Origin of the sequence: Paenibacillus sp. B-A-8 (genome assembly GCF_048572915.1) — a bacterium.
Classification (GTDB): domain Bacteria; phylum Bacillota; class Bacilli; order Paenibacillales; family Paenibacillaceae; genus Paenibacillus_AQ.
In genome coordinates, this window is sequence record NZ_CP183882.1 from 5,482,024 (window position 1) to 5,502,335 (window position 20,312).

15 protein-coding genes and 1 other annotated feature are annotated in these 20,312 nt (G+C 45.8%); of the genes, 1 reads left to right on the forward strand and 14 read right to left on the reverse strand.

Going from position 1 to position 20,312, the window contains the following annotated elements; all coding sequences use genetic code 11:
* Positions 1–9: 9 nt before the first annotated feature.
* The 4 genes from radC to ACN6MV_RS24790 form a co-directional block, all read right to left on the reverse strand.
* Entirely contained in the window at positions 10–699 is a 690-nt protein-coding gene (gene radC, locus ACN6MV_RS24775; protein WP_042130581.1) for a RadC family protein, read from the reverse strand.
* A gap of 24 nt (positions 700–723) precedes the next feature.
* A complete protein-coding gene (locus ACN6MV_RS24780; RefSeq protein ID WP_419885060.1) occupies positions 724–1,320 on the reverse strand; it encodes a Maf family protein in 597 nt (198 codons plus the stop codon).
* A 34-nt stretch (positions 1,321–1,354) separates the two neighbouring features.
* Positions 1,355–1,600 carry a DUF4321 domain-containing protein gene (locus ACN6MV_RS24785; RefSeq protein WP_042130585.1) on the reverse strand — a complete coding sequence of 82 codons (246 nt, stop codon included), beginning with the start codon at positions 1,598–1,600 and terminating at the stop codon, positions 1,355–1,357.
* 251 nt (positions 1,601–1,851) lie between these two features.
* Complete coding sequence (locus ACN6MV_RS24790; protein WP_419885061.1) at positions 1,852–3,087, reverse strand: SPOR domain-containing protein; 1,236 nt, start codon at positions 3,085–3,087, stop codon at positions 1,852–1,854.
* Positions 3,088–3,302: 215 nt separating this feature from the next.
* Here ACN6MV_RS24790 and ACN6MV_RS24795 point away from each other — a divergent pair, with 215 nt between their 5' ends.
* Entirely contained in the window at positions 3,303–4,289 is a 987-nt protein-coding gene (locus ACN6MV_RS24795; RefSeq protein WP_076120426.1) for a diaminopimelate dehydrogenase, read from the forward strand.
* A gap of 93 nt (positions 4,290–4,382) precedes the next feature.
* Here the strand turns inward: ACN6MV_RS24795 and ACN6MV_RS24800 are convergent, their stop codons facing one another.
* The 10 genes from ACN6MV_RS24800 to hemB all read right to left on the reverse strand — a co-directional run bounded on the left by ACN6MV_RS24800 (position 4,383) and on the right by hemB (position 19,802).
* Entirely contained in the window at positions 4,383–5,567 is a 1,185-nt protein-coding gene (locus tag ACN6MV_RS24800; RefSeq protein WP_419885062.1) for a glycosyltransferase, read from the reverse strand.
* A gap of 337 nt (positions 5,568–5,904) precedes the next feature.
* Positions 5,905–7,062 (reverse strand): GGDEF domain-containing protein, encoded by a 1,158-nt coding sequence (locus tag ACN6MV_RS24805; RefSeq protein ID WP_042130590.1) that lies wholly within the window; start codon positions 7,060–7,062, stop codon positions 5,905–5,907.
* Positions 7,063–7,098: 36 nt separating this feature from the next.
* On the reverse strand, positions 7,099–8,265 hold the full coding sequence (locus tag ACN6MV_RS24810; protein ID WP_042130592.1) for a GGDEF domain-containing protein: 1,167 nt from the start codon (positions 8,263–8,265) through the stop codon (positions 7,099–7,101).
* A 281-nt stretch (positions 8,266–8,546) separates the two neighbouring features.
* A complete protein-coding gene (murC, locus tag ACN6MV_RS24815; protein ID WP_042130593.1) occupies positions 8,547–9,923 on the reverse strand; it encodes a UDP-N-acetylmuramate--L-alanine ligase in 1,377 nt (458 codons plus the stop codon).
* 6 nt (positions 9,924–9,929) lie between these two features.
* Entirely contained in the window at positions 9,930–11,306 is a 1,377-nt protein-coding gene (locus ACN6MV_RS24820; protein WP_419885063.1) for a bifunctional folylpolyglutamate synthase/dihydrofolate synthase, read from the reverse strand.
* A 5-nt stretch (positions 11,307–11,311) separates the two neighbouring features.
* Positions 11,312–13,948 (reverse strand): valine--tRNA ligase, encoded by a 2,637-nt coding sequence (locus ACN6MV_RS24825; protein ID WP_419886811.1) that lies wholly within the window; start codon positions 13,946–13,948, stop codon positions 11,312–11,314.
* A 203-nt stretch (positions 13,949–14,151) separates the two neighbouring features.
* Positions 14,152–14,435, reverse strand: a binding site (T-box leader).
* A gap of 340 nt (positions 14,436–14,775) precedes the next feature.
* Positions 14,776–16,137: a LysM peptidoglycan-binding domain-containing protein gene (locus ACN6MV_RS24830; protein ID WP_419885064.1), complete on the reverse strand. Its 1,362-nt coding sequence runs from the start codon at positions 16,135–16,137 to the stop codon at positions 14,776–14,778.
* Positions 16,138–16,491: 354 nt separating this feature from the next.
* On the reverse strand, positions 16,492–17,427 hold the full coding sequence (locus tag ACN6MV_RS24835; RefSeq protein WP_419885065.1) for an RluA family pseudouridine synthase: 936 nt from the start codon (positions 17,425–17,427) through the stop codon (positions 16,492–16,494).
* Positions 17,424–18,725 carry a glutamate-1-semialdehyde 2,1-aminomutase gene (gene hemL / locus ACN6MV_RS24840; RefSeq protein ID WP_375103843.1) on the reverse strand — a complete coding sequence of 434 codons (1,302 nt, stop codon included), beginning with the start codon at positions 18,723–18,725 and terminating at the stop codon, positions 17,424–17,426. Before hemL ends, ACN6MV_RS24835 begins: the two co-directional genes overlap by 4 nt.
* 78 nt (positions 18,726–18,803) lie before the next feature.
* Positions 18,804–19,802, reverse strand: coding sequence for a porphobilinogen synthase (hemB, locus tag ACN6MV_RS24845; protein WP_042130600.1), 999 nt, complete (start codon positions 19,800–19,802; stop codon positions 18,804–18,806).
* Positions 19,803–20,312 lie beyond the last annotated feature (510 nt).

The window sequence follows — 20,312 nt, forward strand, 5'->3', positions numbered from 1 at the left end:
ACATTTATATTACATGTGTCCTTTTTCTTTCAAGCTTACAAAGCTGCTATCACCGATAATTAGATGATCTAACACGTCTATTCCGACAATCTCACCTGCTTGAAGCAGTCTCTGAGTCAAGGAGATATCCTCCGGACTAGGCGTTGGATCACCACTAGGATGATTATGTGCGCATATGATAGAGGCACTGCTACATTTTATAGCTGCTCGGAATACCTCGCGAGGATGAACAATCGAAGCGTTAAGACTGCCCATAGACAACGTTTCTTGTCCAATCACGTGATTCTTCGTATTCAGAAACAGGCAGACAAAATGCTCCTTCTGCAAATAACGCAACTGCTCGGTCAGAATCTCTGCAGCGTCCTGAGGACAACGGATAATGACCGGCATGTTAAACCTGGAGTTCGCAAGGCGCCTTCCAAGCTCGATGCCTGCTTTTAGTTGTACGGCCTTGGCAGGGCCAATACCTTTGATTTCGGTCAGTTCTTCGATGCTAAGGTCAACCAGCCCACGCAGGCCACCGATCTTCCCTAGCATCTGCTGAGCAATATGAATAGCCGATTCACGGCGTGTTCCCGTACGCAGCAGAATGGCTAACAACTCCGCTTGACTTAATGATTCCGCCCCATAATGCATCATGCGCTCTCTTGGTCGTTCTTCATGGGGGAGGTCCCGCAGCATTACTGATTGCGACTCCATCCCTATCCCTCTTTCCCAAGCTTCCTACCGGTTCAATACAGCTATACCGAACTCGGACAGCATTTCGCCAAGAAGCGACAGCGGCAATCCGACAACATTGAAATAACAGCCTTCAATTCGTTCCACCAAGGTCGAGCCAAGCCCCTGTATCGCATAAGAGCCAGCCTTATCAGCGGGCTCTCCCGTAGCTATATAAGCAACAATTTCATCTTCAGTCATTGCTCTCATCGTTACGGAAGTAACACGGTGCTTCACTATAGTCTTTCCATGCGGAAGTCCGATACAGGCTACACCCGTGTATACCTTATGATTCCGGCCCTGAAGTCTGGTAAGCATCGATTTGCTGTCCAGCTCGTCCACCGGTTTGCCTAGCACAGTGTTATCTAGCACAACAATCGTATCACTACCAACGATTACTGCGTTACGCTCTCCTGCTGCAGCTACAACGGCCTCTGCTTTACGCAAAGCCAGACTGCGCACGATTTGCTCCGGCGTAAAGTCAGGTGGTGTGCTTTCGTCAGCTTCGCTGGTAATAACCTCAAAAGGCAAGCCCAGTAAAGACAAAAGCTCTCGTCGACGCGGTGAACCTGAGGCTAAAATAATGAGTTGTGAGTTGTCCACGTTGTAAACGTCCCTTCTTGATCAGTAACGAGAGTTACACTCTTCGGTACAGCCATACCGCTGTAATAATACCGATGAGACTTAGCATGCACAATTTCAAATGAATAGTGATGTCATAGGTTATGATGTCCAAATCGGCTCGCGGAGACCACTTAAGCACAGTCGATGTTGTTAGAAAAGAAAGAGCCTTTACCGGCTGCAGTAGCTTGGCGATCCAGGCTCCAGCCAGCCAACCTAGAATTAGAAATAACAGCAGTGTTCCTACATTTTTCTTCTTCATCTCAGTCTTCCCTCGCCATTTTTTGACACCCTAATTATTATACGGTGAAATTGTGATCAATACAAACGTAAAATCCCTTACGGTAATGTTTACCACCATTTGCCCTAAAAGTTGCGGAGGGATACCACCCTCTGTATCCATTTCAGTTTATGTTATATATCGGAATATAGCGAAGTTCCCATCCTATCGCGCCAAAACAGCAAGCCCCAACATCCGGAGGCTTGCTGTTTTTAAAGTCACCCGTTTATTCGTTAATTCATTGCAGACAGTAACTGTTTCTGGCTAGTCAAAAAGCTTAGCATCGATTCTTGTACTTCCCAAAGTAGCCCCTGCGCCTTGTTCTTGTTATATTCACTTAATGCTGATATCCCTTGGCTCATTGATTTTTCTAGCGCTGCGCAGATGCTTTTCGCTTCGGGAGACACGCTTTGCTCCAGCACTTTGACGGCTTCACTCCACTGCAGATGCAGATCACTCACAACGGATGTATTTGCTGCCGTACTCGTTTGACCAGCGCTTAATAAAGAAGCAGATTGACTGCTTAGTTCGCTGAGCAGCTGCCCGCTTACAGAGAAATAGTTCTTCACTTCTTCTGCTTTACCGGAATAGACAAGCTGGTCTGCCCCCGGAAGTGCCACCTCTCTCACATATAGCTCAATCCCCTGATTCTGCAGACCGCTGCTTAGCAGCTTGGCCTGTTCACGGTCCGATGACATTCCGGCATAAACACGATTGCCGTCAGCAGGGTCCATACCCGCAGCCAATCCTGCGTTTAACAGCTCCTGGCGAGCCTCTTCAGCGCCTGCTGGTGTACTGAATACTCCGTACTGCAACAGATAATAGCTTTGCGCAGCTACTTGAACTGGGATGGTGTTTTTCCCTGCATTTTCAGTACCCGTCACTGGTAATCCTGATGTACCTATACCTGCCGGATCTTTAGCTCCACTGGACTGCACTGAAGTAGCCGCCATGTCTGCTGTCCCATTTCCAGAGCTACTGTCCATATTCCCTCCGTAAAAGAAAGAAAGTGCAGCATAACCAAGCAGTACCCCTGTGCCAATGGCTCCCGTAACAGAAAGAGCTAGCTTCCACCAATACGAGGGACGCCGGGTATGGTAAGATCCTCCGTAATTGCCAGTGGATACATGCTCTAATTCATCTCTGCTATCCGAAACCATATCTGAAAGAAGATACGATGGTTGTGTATATCTAAAATCTTTATCCTGTTCGTCCCATTCTTCCTGACGCGGATCTACAGTGCCCGAGTAATAGTCGTAGGAATCTTCCGGCGGTGCCTCACGCGTAGAACGAAAATCGTGCTCATAAATCCATGTCTGCTGCGCTGGGCCAACCTCTTGACGCAACCCCTCAGCATACTCTTCAGCTGTGCCCAGTCCGCCATTTGACCAGCGCTCCACCACCTTAGGCTTTGGTTTAGGCTCGTCCTTGTTCACGTCAAATCGGAATGTCATTCTTCCGTTATTCAACAGTTACACCTCACCTCATCTAATCTATAAATAATATATGATAGACAATAGAGAGATATGCTATTTTTAAGCGCTAGGAATTATGAAAGATTATGCAGATTCAGTTTACATTACATGTAACTTTTATATACTATATAAAAAGAGCTGAAATTGTACACTATACTAGGTAAACTAGAAATAGTGCTTTAGTTCACTACTGATTAGGAGGGCTTCTTCTGAAACAAAAAATTCAAGCAGCTATTGTAGGCTACGGAAATTTAGGAAAAGGTGTACGTAAGGCTATCAACCAAAGTGAAGATATCGAGCTAGTTGCGATCTTTACGCGCAGAGAACCTGGACAACTGGAAGCCGGAGAAACCGGTGTGAAGTTCGAGCACATCTCTGCCGTCGAACAATATAAGGGAAAAGTGGATGTTATGATTCTATGTGGAGGATCGGCTACCGATCTGCCAGAACAAACACCAGCCATTGCCCGGATGTTTAATACCGTGGACAGCTTTGATACTCATGCCAAAATCCCCGAGTTCTACGAGACCGTTGATGCCGCAGCTAAACAAGGTGGAACACTCAGCGTAATTTCTACTGGCTGGGATCCAGGCTTATTCTCAATGAATCGTCTACTTGCTGAAGCCATTCTTCCGCAAGGTAAAGAATATACCTTCTGGGGTAAAGGCGTTAGCCAAGGTCACTCCGATGCGATCCGCAGAGTGGATGGAGTAAAAGCCGGTGTACAATATACTGTTCCAGTACAAGAGGTTATTGATGCCATTCGCGCTGGCGAAACACCAGAGCTTACCACTCGCCAGAAGCACCTCAGAGAGTGTTTTGTTGTTGCTGAGGCAGGTGCAGATCAAGAACGCATTCGCGAGGAAATCGTGAATATGCCGAACTATTTTGCAGATTATGATACTACGGTTACTTTCATCACTGAAGAAGAATTGGCAGCTCAGCATAGCGGAATTCCGCACGGCGGGTTTGTTATTCGCAGCGGTGTAACAGGAGAAGGCACAAAGCAGATTATTGAATTCGGCCTGAAGCTGGAGAGCAATCCAGAATTTACAGCTAGTGTTCTCGTGGCCTATGCCAGAGCCGCTCAGCGCATGAGTCAAGAAGGACAAAGCGGAGCGCGTACAGTATTCGATATTCCACTTGGTATGTTGTCTCCTAAATCTCCGGAAGAATTGCGCCGCAACCTGCTGTAAAATCATACAAGAATATAGAAACCCGCGTAGGACCCTAAAATGTCCGCGCGGGTTTTTTATATACTACAGGCACACCTTTATCGGGCAAACCTTCTATACAAGACTAAGAATCTTATTCTTCACATAATTCACTTCGTAATCCTTCAACAATGTGCGATGTGCCCGATCAGCAATAATCGTTGCCATCTCAGGATTCTTTAACAACGTTATTACACTAGCTACAACATCAACTGAGGTGTTAGCAAGCAAAATATTACGGTTATGCTCACAGTTCAATCGTTCACATACCATAGAGCTAGTAACAACCGGCGTTTTGAGTGCCCATGATTCTAGAATGTTTCTGGAGACCTCACAGCCTTCAAGGATAGGCACTAGAACCGCTTTAGCACGACGAATATAATCCGCTGACGGTTTCAAAGGTCCAGTGATAATTACTGATACATCTTCTTTTATAAGCGTCAACACTTCCGAATGAACCTCATGACTAGTGATGTAACACTTGATATCAGGCACTTGTTCCTTAATCAGTGGGTAGCTTTTCTTAAAGAAGTTTTGAGCGGCTTTAATTCCCTGTCTGGTGTTCATATTCCAGTGCAGAACTATTGAATTTTCTTTTGCAACAGGCTCAGTAAAAGCGTCGTACTCGTTCATTTTTATGAAATGAGGAACAACATGAACCTTACGAGCATCCGCAAAGGATAAGGATTTAAATTTAAGGGCATCCCATTCCGAGGTTGCCAGGAGTACCCCTGTTTTATTCATTAGTCTCCGTTTATGCCGCCGAATCAAAGCTTCATTTAGTTTATGGTAAGGATTACCGCTGTTCGGCCTTCCGATTTCTTTTCCAACGGCAACACCGCTCTCAAAACGATACGTATCTGTAATAACACTTGCCTCAGGTAGCAGATTCCGAACCATATCTATACAATTCCCAAGCAAGCTATGCGATATAAATACATGTCTATAATTATTCGATCTGCAAAGCTCCATGATGGTGCTCTTCATGTCTTTATCTGCATGACTCCGATTAGTGAAATTCCGTAATATATGTAAGGGACGCAGCATGGATTTCCATGAGGTAATGCACCCGTTAATGTAATGAACCTTTAGTGAAGTTCCATCATTTGTAGACATTTCCTTGTGCGTACTGGAATACGTCAGCAAATCGATATCAAATTTCCCAAGCAAAATCTCGAGAATACTCCCTGTTCTCATTTCTCCTTCTAGATCCTCTGCGCTTTGATTCTGAGCTGATAGGAACAGCATTTTTTCTCGCATGACTCTGGCTCCTTGTATTTTTGTATTAAACCCTCTCCACTTTTCACTGCAACTTTAGATGCAGTTCAATAGTAACTCATTTCATATAAAATATTTGTCGATTTATAGGGGAAGCTTTAAATTTATTATATATTTTCATCCTTTATTCGAAATCCATTGCGATAAACCTTTATAAATCGCCATTTTTTTGATAATCTAACCAAAAAATCTCCTTTTTCCAGAGATTCATGAACATGAATTCTCTAAACATAATTCTTATAGTCGTTAGGTATAATGAACCATTCCATATGCAACAAAAAAAGTGTCTTCCTCGTCTAATGACGAAAGAAAGACACTTTTATATTTCGTAGCTTCTAACGACGCAGTTTCTGCCCTTTTTCTTAGCCTGATATAATGCATTATCACAAAGTTTGTAGAGATTGTTCAGAGAAAAACGCTCGCCTGATTCTATCGTAATGACCCCAATACTTATCGTGTAATGCAGCGGAACACCATGAATCACTGAGCCTAAAACGGCTGTGCGCATTCCTTCAGCAATAACATCACTATTTTTCTCATCAGCTCTGTGCAGAAGTACTGCGAACTCTTCTCCCCCAAATCTACCGATCAAATCACCATTGCCAAGCTGTTGCTCGATTTTAGACGCCAGATCAGTTAGTACTTGGTCTCCCATATTATGACCGTAAGTATCATTTATGCTCTTAAAGTGATCCACATCCAGCAGTAAAAAAGAATAGGGCAGCTTCTTCATCGCTGAAGCAGCTATTAAAGGCCGAGCACGCAGAACGAACGACCTGCGGTTCAAAATACCTGTCAACTCATCATAAGTTGCAACCCGCTCCATTTCTGCAAAGGAATCCTCTCTATAAAGCAGCATAATTCCAGCGGTTCCTAAAAACATATACAAATAAATACCGAGATAAAAAATCAAATAAAGGAATTGTGTCACTTGCGTATTGAATCCTAACACGGAACACAGCGGTTCCAAAGCTCTCCCTGCCAACGATAAGATAACAATAAAATATAGCTGTCCCATTATCATTTGTAGCGAGGTCTCCATAACCTTCAAACATAAAACATAAGCAGGGTAGGCGATAATCAGAACTCCCGCAAGGCAAGCAACGGCAATAACGAGTGAATCCTCTTGCTTAAACAAATACATCAGCACCACAACGATAATCGATACTCCGAATAATATAGAATAATATTTCTCAACCTTATTCCCGAATACTCTGAGAAGCATCAGAAGCGCCAAGCTTTCGAGCGTACCGCCAGCCAAAGCAAGAAGTACTATGATCGGTAGACTAAGTGACGAATCTATATAATCCTTCAGCAATAAAAGGATCAAGACTGCTAGTTGCAAATATTTTGCTGTGATAAACAATGAATACGTCTGTTCCTGTGCGTAACGTAAACGATATACCACGATAAGCAGCACCGTGAACGATTGCCATAGAAAGAGACATATCAGCAGTGTCTGGAGATCCAGATGCATATGAGTGAAGTTCACCTCCCCAACTATTCCTGACTCTTAGTATACATATCGGTATCTGATGATTCTATTTCTTCCCTCTTGTTTGGCCTGATATAACGCCTTGTCGCTTAGCTTGTACAACTTATTTATCGAGATCTCCTGATCTGGCATGATCGTAATTACACCTATACTAACTGTGTACCCCTGGGGAATCTTATGAGTGGAAGCATTCATTACCGCCTCGCGAAGTGTCTCAGCTTTCTGGTCACAGCTTTGTTCATCTATTCCACAGAGTATGACTGCGAATTCCTCGCCCCCTAGTCTGCCAAACAAATCACCATTTCCGAGATGATCTTTAATCGTCGATGCGAATTCTTCCAGAACTATATCACCCGTATCATGACCGTAAGTATCGTTGACCTCTTTAAAATGATCCAAATCCAATAGCAAAAATGAGAAGTAATCCTGCTCTCGAAATGCCTTTTCAAGCTTTATCTCCGCTTCCTGAAGAAATGCTCCACGGTTTAGGATCCCCGTCAAATCATCGTAACTGGCTATTCTTTTTAGTTTGACATAAGAATGTTCATTAGAGAGTAGAATAAAACCGGCCGCCCCCACAATAAATAATAAATACATTCCCAGATAATACAAATACTGCGTAAGATTTGTTGAGAACACATTCATCTCAGGCTCCCAAATCAGTGCAACAAATGCCCGCATGAGCATAATCACTGCAATTACATAAAATAACACACCCAATATTTTTTGAAGAGGGGTAGCCTTTTTATTTACAGTTAGATGATAAGCCGGATAGATTACAAACAATATAGACCAAAGTGATGTACAGGCGATGCGCAGGTTGGAATGATTAAAAAATAATGCGATGATACTAAAACTGATTGCACTCCATACCGAAAGGATGATGTAATATCGCTTTATTCTTGGTCCCAGTACTCCCATCATCAGCAGTAAGGCTGTAATTTCTAGACAGCACCCGCCAAGAATCAGAGCATTGCTAAGTGGAATGGACAACGTATGAGGGAGGTAATCCCACAGTAATATCGAACACCAAAAGAGCAGCTGTACCCCTTTTGATCGGATGAACATTGTCGAGGCGGTATCTTTAACAGCGGTACTTCGATAATTGGTTATTAGCAGCAACATAAATAAGTTACCAAAAATAAACAAATAAATTAGTGTTCTAATTTCAATCAGGGAGCTCATACGTCACCACCTATGTGAAAATATCCCCACAACTTGAGTCTTTGCTTCTATGCGTACTCAGGTACTTTGTGGGAGCCCCAAATATACGTTAAAAAATCGATCCTCTTCTGACAGCACTATAGCACTTTATAACTATATCAGTAAATACGCTAACAATACCAAAAAAACACTTCCCCCTAAGCTCCCTTCAGATAAACAAATAGATGATCTGAAGGAAATTTGGGGGAAGTGCTATTGAAGAGAGAATTTGAATATCCTCGTATTAGCTACGATCTGTAATATTAATGCTTCTTCAAACCGTCTGCCAGTGCGTATCCAACCTTCCAGATATCGCCTGCACCCATCGTAATCACCAGATCACCTGAAGCAATACGAGGTGTCAGATCAGCAAGAACATCTTCTTTGGTTGGTAGATGTCTTGCGCCTGCATTACTGTTCTTAACGATAAGCTCAACCAGCTTTGCAGAAGTAACACCCTCGATCTGTTTCTCTCCAGCCGGAGAGTAAATATCGGTGATGATGACTTCATCAGCTTCACTAAAGGCACGGCTGAAAGCATCTAACAGAAAGAAAGTACGTGTATAACGTTGAGGCTGGAATACCGCAATAATCCGTTTTCCTGTAGCCTTGGCAGCACTGATTGTTGCTTGAATTTCGGTAGGGTGATGCGCATAATCATCAATGACCAGAATGTCATCAACTTCTCCGAGCACTTGAAAACGGCGCTTCGCACCATGGAATTTCACAATCGCTTCAGCGATTTTCTCAAAGGAGATTCCTGATTTCAAACAAGCGATTACCGCTGCCATTGAATTATAAAGATTGTACTGTCCGGGAACTGAGAGTTCAATCCGTCCAAGCACTTCCCCATTATGATTCATCGTGTAAGACACCTGACGATCACCTAGAACGATATCAGTGGCGATATAATCCGCAGTATTTGACTTGATGCCATAAGTAATTACCTTACCTGTTACTTCAGGTAAAAGAGAAATCACATTCTCGTCATCAGCGCATACTATAGCCGTTCCATCTTCGCGCGTTTGATTCATAAACTGTACGTATGCAGCCTTAAGACGGTTAAAGTCCCCATCGTAATTTTCCAAGTGATCCGCTTCCACATTCGTAACAATCCCAAGCCAAGGATGATAGTGCAGGAAAGAACCATCACTCTCATCTGCTTCCGCTACTACAAACTCACCTTGTCCTGCCTTTGCATTCGTGCCCACATTCATAATCTCTCCGCCAATAATGTACGTTGGATCAACGTCACATTCTTCCATCACGAGTGCGATCATGGAGGAGGTGGTAGTTTTTCCGTGTGCTCCAGCAACGGCTACCCCTTTACGTTCATTCAATAAACGGGCTAACATTTGTGAACGATGTAGAATTGGAATCTTAAGACGTTCAGCTTCCACCCATTCCACATTATCACTAGACAAAGCCGTAGAGTATACGACTAGATCCGCACCTTTTACTTGTTCCGCAGTATGCCCGATATAAATCTTGGCACCTTTGGCAATCAATTTATCCGTTAATTCTTGGGCAGCCACATCGGAGCCCGTAACTGTATATCCCATTTCCAGCATTACCCGGGCAATCGCGCTCATTCCGTAGCCGCCGATCCCTATAAAATGCACACGTTCAGTAGTATCCAACAGTCGTCACCAGCCTTTTTCAGTATCGGGTTGCTGCAAAAGTGTACCGCGTACGTCAGAGATTAAATACAGCGTACCAGATACGACGGCAAGGTCATCCTCCGCTGTAATCGACTTCAGTAGCTGCAGCGCTTTTCCCCAATTATGTTCTACTATGATTGCCAAGTTTTCCTTGGCATATTTCTCCCGCAGACTTTCTGCGATAACTTGCAGATTCTCCGCGTCCATTTTGTTCTGGAAATCCGGTTCGGTCAGGATGAGCGTATCCACTATAGGCAGTATATGCTTAAAGTAGGATTCATGATGCTTATTTGACAGCATTCCCATAAGTAAATTTAATTTACCGTATTGATAGAGCTGAGGCAGACTTTTTGCAAGACTCTCCGCACCTTCCGGATTATGTGCTCCGTCCAGTACAATCCTAGGAGACTTGCTTACCTCTTCCAGCCTTCCAGCCCAGAATGCGTGTCGCAAACCTTCAAGAACATCTTCATCCTCAAGCATAAAAGCCATATACTGGCGCAGAACTTCAAGTACCATCATGGCAGCCGCCGCATTGCTAATCTGGTGCTCGCCTTTCATCTCAATCCCAAGCTCAAGCGAACGGAAGGGACCCTTAAAATGAAAAGTCTGGGCTCCCTCACGGATTCCACTAGCTTCATAACTAAAATCTTCTCCTGCAAGATAAAGAGTTGAGCGGCAAGCCGCTGCTTTCTCTTTCAGAACCGCCACAACCTCCGGCTGAGTTACGCAGCTAACAGCAGGTACGCCTGTCTTGATAATTCCGGCTTTCTCCATCGCTATCTTCTCTAGCGTATCTCCCAAAATATCCATGTGATCATGACCAACATTAGTAATCACAGAAACAATCGGAGTCACGATATTCGTTACATCCAGCCTTCCCCCAAGCCCGGTCTCCCATACGACAACATCAGGACAAGAGACGCCCGCAAAAAATAGAATGGCTACAGCTGTAGTTACCTCGAACATCGTAGGTGAGCCAAACTCCGTTCCCGAAATTTCTTGGACTAGCGGACGTAATTGGTTAACCAGCTCGACAAGCGTTTCTTCAGCGATGTCCGTATTATTGTATTGGAACCTGTTCGTGAACTTAGTAATATACGGAGACGTAAAGGTTCCTACAGAATAGCCGCTTTGTATAAGTGCACTAGTTAAGAAAGCACAAGTTGAGCCTTTGCCGTTCGTTCCCGCCACATGAATAAATTTCAGCCGACGATGCGGATTTCCCAGCTTGTCCATCAACATCTCAATTCTATCTAAACCTGGCCGGATTCCAAAAGGAATTAGGCTCTTGATCCAATCAACCGCTTCGGTGTATGTCGCAAGAGGGGCGGTACTTCCGCCCCGATTTAGGTCATCCATGTCTCTTATCCTCTCAGCTCTGCGATGCGGGCAAGTACTTTCTCACGTTTAGCAGAATAATCTGCCTGCTTCGCCCGTTCCTCTTCGATAACTTTAGCAGGAGCTTTAGCTACGAAGCCTTGATTGCTCAACTTTTTCTCTACGCGTTCTACTTCGCTGTTTAGCGTCTGTACTTCTTTTTCCAGACGAGCGATTTCTTGTTCAATGTCAATGAGGCCCGACAATGGCAGAAGCAGTTCTGCTCCTGTTACTACAGCGGACATTACCTTATCCGGCGTTTGCGGATTCAGGCCAGCTTCGAAAGAAGACGTATTACAGAAGCGTCCAATATAGTTGTCGTTACGGGTAATAATACTCAGCGTTTCTTCATTACCCGCTTTGATGATCAATTCAACCTTTTTGCTCATCGGTACATTCACTTCAGCACGGATATTACGAACCGCCCGGATTACATCCATCAACAGGTTCATTTCTGCTACCGCTTGTGGGTTCTCCAGAGCAGCATCATACTCCGGCCATGCAGCAAGGGTAATCGTCTCTCCTTCATGCGGCAAGTGCTGCCAGATTTCTTCCGAAATAAACGGCATGAACGGATGAATCAGGCGCATTGTGCGGTCTAATACATAAGCAAGTACAGACTGTGTCTTAGCTTTGGCAGCGGCATCTGATCCGTAAAGCGACAGCTTCGCGAACTCAATATACCAGTCACAGAGATCGTCCCAAATGAAGTTGTACAGCTGGCGACCGGTCTCACCGAACTCGTACGAGTCAATTAGACGCGTAATTTCGCGAGAAGTTTCGTTCAGACGGTGCAGAATCCAACGATCAGCAGTACTTAGCTCACCAGAAATATCAATATTCTCAAAGCTTACGCCTTCCAAATTCATGAGCGCGAAGCGTGATGCATTCCAGATCTTATTGGCGAAATTACGCGCCTGTTCAACCTTTTCCCAGCGGAAACGCAGATCCTGTCCGGCGGTACTACCGGTAGAAATCATGTAGCGCATTGCATCTGCGCCATACTTCTCGATAACTTCAAGCGGATCTACGCCGTTTCCGAGAGATTTGGACATTTTTTGGCCTTCGGAATCCCGTACCAAACCGTGCATCAATACATCAGAGAACGGTTTTTCTCCGGTAAATTCGAGGGCTGAGAAGATCATCCGCGCTACCCAGAAATAAATAATATCGTAGCCTGTTACGAGCACATCGTTCGGATAGTAGCGTTTGAAATCTGCGCTGTTCTCATCCGGCCATCCTAGTGTCGCAAAAGGCCACAGATTAGAGCTGAACCAAGTATCCAATACATCCTCGTCCTGTTTCAGATCGGTTAGACCGCTGATCCGGCGCGCTTCTTCCTCGTCATTTGCCACAACCAGTTCACCAGTAGACTCGGAATACCATGCTGGAATTCGATGTCCCCACCATAGCTGACGGGAAATACACCAATCGCGAACGTTCTCGATCCAATTCAGGTAAGTTCTCTCGAAACGGTCCGGTACAAAGTTAACCCCGTTCCCATCCTTCTGTGCGTTGATGGCAGCTTCAGCCAGTGGCTGCATCTTCACGAACCATTGTGTGGACAAGTAGGGTTCAACAACGGCTCCAGAGCGTTCACTGTGTCCTACTTGATGCACATGATCTTCGATATTGATCAGCACACCTTGCTCCTTCAGGTCAGCAGTAATGGCCTTACGACATACACTCCGGTCTTGACCTTGATAAGGTCCTGCTTCTTCATTCATCGTACCGCTCTCATCCATTACGTTAATCTGCGGTAAGTTGTGACGTTGCCCCATCTCGAAGTCATTCGGGTCATGAGCTGGTGTAATCTTAACCGCACCACTACCAAACTCTTTGTCTACATAATCATCAGCGATAATCGGAATCTCACGGCCAATAATCGGCAGGATCAACGTTTTGCCGATCAGATCTTTATACCGATCGTCTTCCGGATGAACAGCAACCGCCGTATCGCCCAGCATCGTCTCCGGACGTGTAGTCGCTACTGTAATAAATCCACTACCGTCTTTGAGCGGGTAACGCAGGTGATACAAGTGACCGTTAACTTCTTTATATTCAACCTCGATATCCGACAATGCTGTGCGAGCCGCCGGGTCCCAGTTGATGATACGTTTCCCACGGTAGATCAAGCCTTTATTGTAAAGCTTAACGAATACCTCACGTACAGCCTTCGACAACCCTTCATCCAAGGTAAAGCGTTCGCGGGAATAGTCAAGGGAAAGCCCCATCTTAGCCCACTGCTCATGAATGGTGTTCGCATATTTATCTTTCCAATCCCATACCTGCTCCAGGAACTTCTCGCGTCCGAGATCATGTCTTGAGATTCCTTGCTCACGCAGCTTTTGCTCTACCTTTGTTTGCGTTGCGATACCGGCATGGTCCGTACCCGGTAGCCAAAGCGTATCGAAGCCCTGCATCCGTTTCGTACGAATCAAGATGTCCTGAAGCGTAAAATCAAGCGCATGGCCAATGTGCAGCATTCCCGTTACGTTTGGTGGCGGGATTACAATGCTATATGCTTTTGCATCTGGACGTCCGCCTGCACGGAAATATCTACCCTCTGTCCAGTAGGAATACCACTTGGTTTCTGCCGATTTCGGATCATACGTTGTTGGCATTTCATTCTTAGTGTCGTTTGCAGCGGCAGCATCTGCCGCTGTATCTTGCAGGTCCGGCAACTCTGCCGCTGTTAGATTGTTTTGGTCAGCCATTCTCTGATACCTCCACTTGGTTACTTGTAGTTTCTTGTAAAAATATAAGAACGATATACAGAGTGAAACTTATACATTCTTATATTAAAAAAACAAAAAGACCCCTCGTCTCAAAGGACGAAAGGCCATTCTTTCGCGGTACCACCTTTGTTTCGCGCCAATGAAAAATAAACCTACACTTCTCTCACCTTACGGTTCAGAAACTTAGCGCGACACTCGTACAGATAACGGCTGCTACCGGCCACATCCTAACTTATCTCTCATGCCTATGAAGACAAGCTCAGAAGGGCGACTCCGGGGCGACTTCGGTGGCTGTATCCTACGGAATGTCACAGCACTTGCATTCCGCTCTCTGAAGGGCTGACCGCCTACTCTTCCCGTTCCCAGTCTTTACTTAGATATTGCTTACTCCATAATACATTTTGAGTCATCCCTAGTCAACCTGAATAGGCTTCTACAGCGGGACTTTAAGCGGAATTTCGACTTATAGCGTGCATATGTCGAATTTTCATTCGATTCATCACTCTGCGTTGGTTAGATACCCCACTTTCTAACGTTCTCCGTTCACACAAGAATAAACGCTTACCGTCCTTTTACGGACGGTAAGCGTTTATTCGAGAAATATAAGGATAATGTATAACGTGAAACTTATATATTCTTATATTTAGACAAAAATCCCGATCTACTATCAGATCGGGATTCACCTATTCATGTGAGTGCGCATTGTAACTCAACTACGGAATGTACAATACTTGCCCTTCTTCTACACTCTGCCCTGACAATCGATTATACATTCCCAGCTCCCGCGCACTTAGCTGATACTTCTCTGCGATCGTATCTAGCGTTTCTTCACGCTGCACGATGCAAAGGCGAACCTTCCGGAACAAGTTAGCGCCATCTGCTCCGGTAATGAATCTGCTCTTCCACTCTGTATTATTTCCCGCTTCTGGAATGATCGCTGCAGCCGATGCAGTTCCTTCGGACTGAAGAGCTTCCTGTTCTTTACGGGAACGGCTAGAGCTAAGTAATGAAGAGAAAGTAAGATGTTCTTTGGCTGGAACCTCTGCTTCTTTCTTACTACCTAGCGCAATCTTAAGGTCTTGCTTCTCCTCTGGCTGTGGCACCGTCTCTTGAGAAACAAAGACTTCGTTCGCATTCTCACTGATCGGCTGAGCATTCTCTTCTTGTGCGTGAAGCTCATGGTTTGCCTCGTTTTCTGAAGCGAATACAGCAATGTCTTGTTCTGCCTCAACAGTGGCTGCTGGGACAGCTTTTTCTCTTGAAGCAAAGGTATATTCCGCTTCTTGCTCCTGATCCGCTTCACTCACTTGGCTAACTTGATTCAGCTGTGTGACCTCAGCTTCCTCATTTTGTGACTCAGCTTTAAACCAGTAATCCGCTATACCTGCTTTGGAATCCTCAGTTTGCGAATTCAGACTATGCGTCCGTGCTTTCGCGCCCTTGTCCTTCTCATGAGCGGATGAGAAATTAACTATAGGGGACGATTGACCCGCTCCGCTTGAGACCAGCGGGGGCTCTGTTGCTTCTGCATGCTCATGTTCTTCTACAGCAACTTCCGATGCATCCTCACCAAAGGTCCACTGTGAATTTTCATAAAGTGCATCAGTTTCGTGTTCTTGGTTCTCTGCAGATGCTTCGATTACCCTGTCATCACTGAGAGGGGAATAAGCCACTGTGTACTCTTCCTGCTGCCAGGTCGGTTGTGGTTGAGGCTCCGCACCACCGATTCCCCGCAGGGATAATACGCCTGTTATATTCACAGTACGCATCGTGAGCAGATCAATATCAAAATTCTCAATCTCCACCCCAATATCTTCAATCGAGCTGACGCGTGTAAGCGGAACAGTGATTTCGACGGGAATGGCGTGCTCCAGACGCTGCGTTCGGTCATCTTCGCTCCGGTAGAGTCCGGTAAGCAACAGCTGACCATATAACTCGGCACGATCCTCCCGCTGAATCACCTGGATTTCCGGAAGTAGTTCAACCTCCTCCAGCTCAGCTATTCCCGGAAGCTCTTCCGATAGGTGAATGCGTTCATAAATATCAAACCGCAAGCCGTGGGACTGATCAAACACGGGATATGTCCTCCTTCTTGGCATAATCTAACCCTGAGACAGGCCCAGAGCATAAGCCCAAAATGTTACTCCCCACATGTATATGCTTCAAACAGGAAGGCATGACAACTTTGGCAGCACTAACCGGACAGGATGCTAATTAATTTCATAAATTCAGAGGCTAATCGAACTCTCCTTGTACAGACATACCCTGCTCCGCATGAACAAAGTATTATATGCTTCGTTTGCTAATAGGACATAGATAGATGTTTCTTTCTGAAAAAAATTAGAAATTTATTTACTCTGCGAAAAATAAATTAATAAAGCCGTAAAACCAGCTTTTGCTGATTTTACGGCTCTTAGGTATACGTATCGTTAAGGTGCTTCAGCCAGCAGCACCCGCAGCTGTAGCATATCCTCTGGCCACGGATCACTCACCTCAAGCTGTTCTCCGCTCCAAGGGTGACGAAAGGTCAACGATTCACCATGAAGCGCATGACGGCCGACTGCGCTTGAAGCCCAGACCGGGCCGCCATATAGCGCATCCCCATACAAGGGATGACCCATATGGCTGAGATGGACGCGAATCTGATGCGTCCGTCCGGTCTCCAGCTGCACATGCACCAGGCTCCCGCCATGCAGTGCCTCGCGTCCAATGATTCGAGTCACGGCGGATTTTCCGCCGGGTGAGACTCTTCTCCGCGCCGCATGATGGCGATCGCGCCCAATCGGCGCGTCGATCACTTTAAGCGCAGGCGGCACTGTGCCTTCGACGATCGCGGCGTAGAGCCGCGAGATGCTTTTGTCGCGCATATTCTCGTCTAAGACAAGCTGTGCGAACTCATTCTTCGCATACATCACCGGGCCTGTTGTATCCTTGTCCAGCCGGTGAATATGGCGCACAGCCACACCTTCTCCGGAAGCTATATAATGCGCAGCTACAAGGTGATCCAGCGTTACACCTAAGCCACTGCCGTCTGGATGAACCGCCATCCCTGCCGGCTTGTGGGCGACCAAGCAAAAATCATCCTCATACAGCACCTCAAGCTCTTCCCATACCGGTTCAATACCCGCTTCACGATGAGGGAAAAGCGCCAACCGAAGTCGGTCTCCCTTCCACTGAATGCCTCCCTCACGGCGCAGACGCAGATGAAGCTTCTCAGGCATCCCTACAGTTTCTAGCAGCCACTTGTCAATCGCAGCTTCAGAGTCCTCGGCTCCAGTAATGATTTTGCCGGGTGTGACTTCCAGCCATTCTCCACGTCTAGTCCAAGCTCCACCACCGGTTCGTTCTCCGGCTCCGTTACTCAAAGGGCTTTCAGGGCGTTATAATGGCCCTCAATGGTATCATCAATATCCTGCTCACTATGCGCAGCCGATACGAACATGCCTTCAAACTGTGAAGGCGGCACGCTAATGCCTTGGCTCAACATATGACCAAAATAACGACGGAATAGGTCTGTGTCGCTAGTCTTGGCCGTCTCAAAATTGGTAACAGGTCCTTCCGTGAAGAAAGGGCAGACCATCGAGCCCACGCGGTTAATGGTCAGCGGAATGCCAGTCTCGATGGAATTCTTTTTCAAGCCTGCTTCCAATCGTGCTCCTAATTGCTCCAACCGATCATAAACTTCAGGTGTTAACAGCTTCAACGTAGTATATCCTGCTGCCATCGCTAATGGATTACCACTAAGTGTGCCCGCCTGATAAATCGGTCCCGTAGGAGCGATTTGCTCCATAATCTCTCTTTTGCCGCCATAAGCGCCTACTGGAAGTCCTCCGCCGATGACTTTGCCGAAGCAAGTGATATCCGGAGTAATGTTGAACAATCCTTGAGCACAGCCACGGTTGACACGGAAGCCTGTCATTACTTCATCAAAAATAAGCAAAGATCCATGGTCTGAGGTTAACTTGCGAAGTCCTTCCAGGAATCCTGGAAGTGGTGGTACAACACCCATGTTCCCGGCAATCGGCTCCACAATCACTGCGGCAATCTCACTGCCAAAGCGTTCGAAAGCAACCTGAGTGGACTCCAAATCATTGTATGGAACTGTGATGGTATTTACTGCTACACCTTCAGGAACGCCCGGGCTATCCGGCAAACCTAATGTGGCTACACCGGAACCTGCTTTAATAAGCAAACTATCCGCGTGGCCGTGATAGGAGCCTTCGAACTTCAAGATTTTGCTGCGTCCGGTATAACCACGTGCCAAACGAATCGCGCTCATCGTTGCTTCCGTTCCGGAGTTAACCATACGTACGATATCTACAGAGGCCACACGTTCAACAACGGTTTTTGCCATCTCTGTTTCGAGTAAAGTTGGTGCACCAAAGCTTGTCCCTTTTACTGCTGTCTCCTGCAATGCCTTTACAACCTCAGGATGCGCATGACCCATAATCAGCGGTCCCCATGAGCATACATAGTCGATAAAGCTGTTGCCGTCGATATCATAAATACGCGAGCCGACCCCATGATCCACATAAATTGGAGTCAAACCTACGGATTTGAACGCCCGTACAGGGCTGTTCACCCCACCGGGAATATATTGTTTTGCTTCATCAAAAGCCTTACGGGACGCTTCCTCTTTACGCGCCATTGGCACATTACTCATCTATCTTCACTCCTGTTCTGTTCTGGGTCTCACAAGTATATAGCAGCTGCTTAGGCAGCGATATCAGTGTGATAAGGATTAACCACGCAGCCAGCGGGCTGCATCTTTTGCAAAATAAGTAATAATAATGTCCGCTCCGGCGCGCTTCATTCCAGTCAGCATTTCCAGCACAACAGCTTGCTCATCAATCCAGCCTTGCTGTGCCGCTGCTTTTACCATGGAATATTCGCCACTCACATTATAAGCTACAAGAGGCAAATCAAATTGATCACGGATCGTACGAATCACGTCCAAGTAAGCCAGAGCTGGCTTCACCATTAACATATCTGCGCCTTCCAGCACATCGGATTCTGCTTCACGGAGCGCTTCGCGCAGATTAGCAGGGTCCATTTGATACGTTTTGCGATTCCCGAACTGAGGTGCCGAATCCGCAGCTTCGCGGAAAGGGCCATAAAATGCCGAAGCATATTTGACCGAATACGACATAATCGGCACATGCTCAAAGCCATTCTCATCCAGTCCCGCACGAATCGCGTGTACGAATCCATCCATCATATTCGAAGGGGCAATAATATCTGCTCCAGCTTTAGCTTGGGACACCGCCGTACGAGTCAACAGCTCTAACGAAGCATCGTTGATGACATCACCGTGTACAACACCATTCACCGTATGCGTATGCACCATCCCGCAATGTCCGTGATCCGTAAATTCACAAAGGCAGGTATCTGCAACGACCAGCAGCTCAGGGTACCACTGCTTGATCAAGCGAGTAGCCTCTTGCACAATTCCATCCTCTGCGAAACCGGAAGAACCGATAGCATCCTTCGTTTCAGGAATCCCGAATAACAGCACAGCCGGAATGCCCAGTGCGGCAATCTCGTCCACTTCTGCTTTTAAAGTATCCAGTGAAAAATGGTACACACCCGGCATCGAGCTAATCTCATTCTTCACACCTGTTCCATAAGTCACAAATATAGGCTGTACAAAATCCAGCACATTCAGTACGGTCTCCCGCACCATACCGCGAATTCCAGCAGATCCGCGTAGACGGCGGTGACGTGTTATTGGAAAGCTCATTTGTTCATCCTCCTGAAAATAAAATAATAACTAAACCCTCGATCGTTGACTAACTGCGGCATAGTTGTAGTTTGTGCAGTTATTTTGAAGTTTTATCGTAACTGTAAGTTTTAGTTGCACTCTCTACAGTTATTTATTACAAAAGAGCGAAAACCCCTGTTTTAGCGCATATTTAATTGCACATATTACAACTAAAATGGATTTTCGCTAAAATTCAGGGAATTTAAGTGTATAAAGTGCAACTAAACCTCAATCTGACCTCATGCTAACAGACCTCATACCAGTCTAGTAACCAGATTAAAAGCTATATTTCCACTAGGTTGCATATTAATCCAAGTACCCAATATCTAACATATCAGTTAGAGCTACGTGAACTTTATACGTACATAGACTTACTCACCCATACACACCAGTTAGTTTACAACTCAGCCGTCCATCATACTCTGAGCTTCAACAGTAACTACGTTCGGAGGTCAAGCGCATGTTACTTAAGTTACTTACAATAGCGAT

Excerpts from the sequence above, each read along its gene's own strand:
- ACN6MV_RS24825 (WP_419886811.1), bottom strand. The coding sequence starts at position 13,948 with ATGCCAACAACGTATGATCCGAAATCGGCAGAAACCAAGTGGTATTCC.
- hemB (WP_042130600.1), bottom strand. The coding sequence starts at position 19,802 with ATGAGCTTTCCAATAACACGTCACCGCCGTCTACGCGGATCTGCTGGA.
- hemL (WP_375103843.1), bottom strand. The coding sequence starts at position 18,725 with ATGAGTAATGTGCCAATGGCGCGTAAAGAGGAAGCGTCCCGTAAGGCT.
- radC (WP_042130581.1), bottom strand. The coding sequence starts at position 699 with ATGGAGTCGCAATCAGTAATGCTGCGGGACCTCCCCCATGAAGAACGA.
- ACN6MV_RS24805 (WP_042130590.1), bottom strand. The coding sequence starts at position 7,062 with ATGCATCTGGATCTCCAGACACTGCTGATATGTCTCTTTCTATGGCAA.
- ACN6MV_RS24810 (WP_042130592.1), bottom strand. The coding sequence starts at position 8,265 with ATGAGCTCCCTGATTGAAATTAGAACACTAATTTATTTGTTTATTTTT.
- ACN6MV_RS24785 (WP_042130585.1), bottom strand. The coding sequence starts at position 1,600 with ATGAAGAAGAAAAATGTAGGAACACTGCTGTTATTTCTAATTCTAGGT.
- ACN6MV_RS24820 (WP_419885063.1), bottom strand. The coding sequence starts at position 11,306 with ATGGATGACCTAAATCGGGGCGGAAGTACCGCCCCTCTTGCGACATAC.
- ACN6MV_RS24800 (WP_419885062.1), bottom strand. The coding sequence starts at position 5,567 with ATGCGAGAAAAAATGCTGTTCCTATCAGCTCAGAATCAAAGCGCAGAG.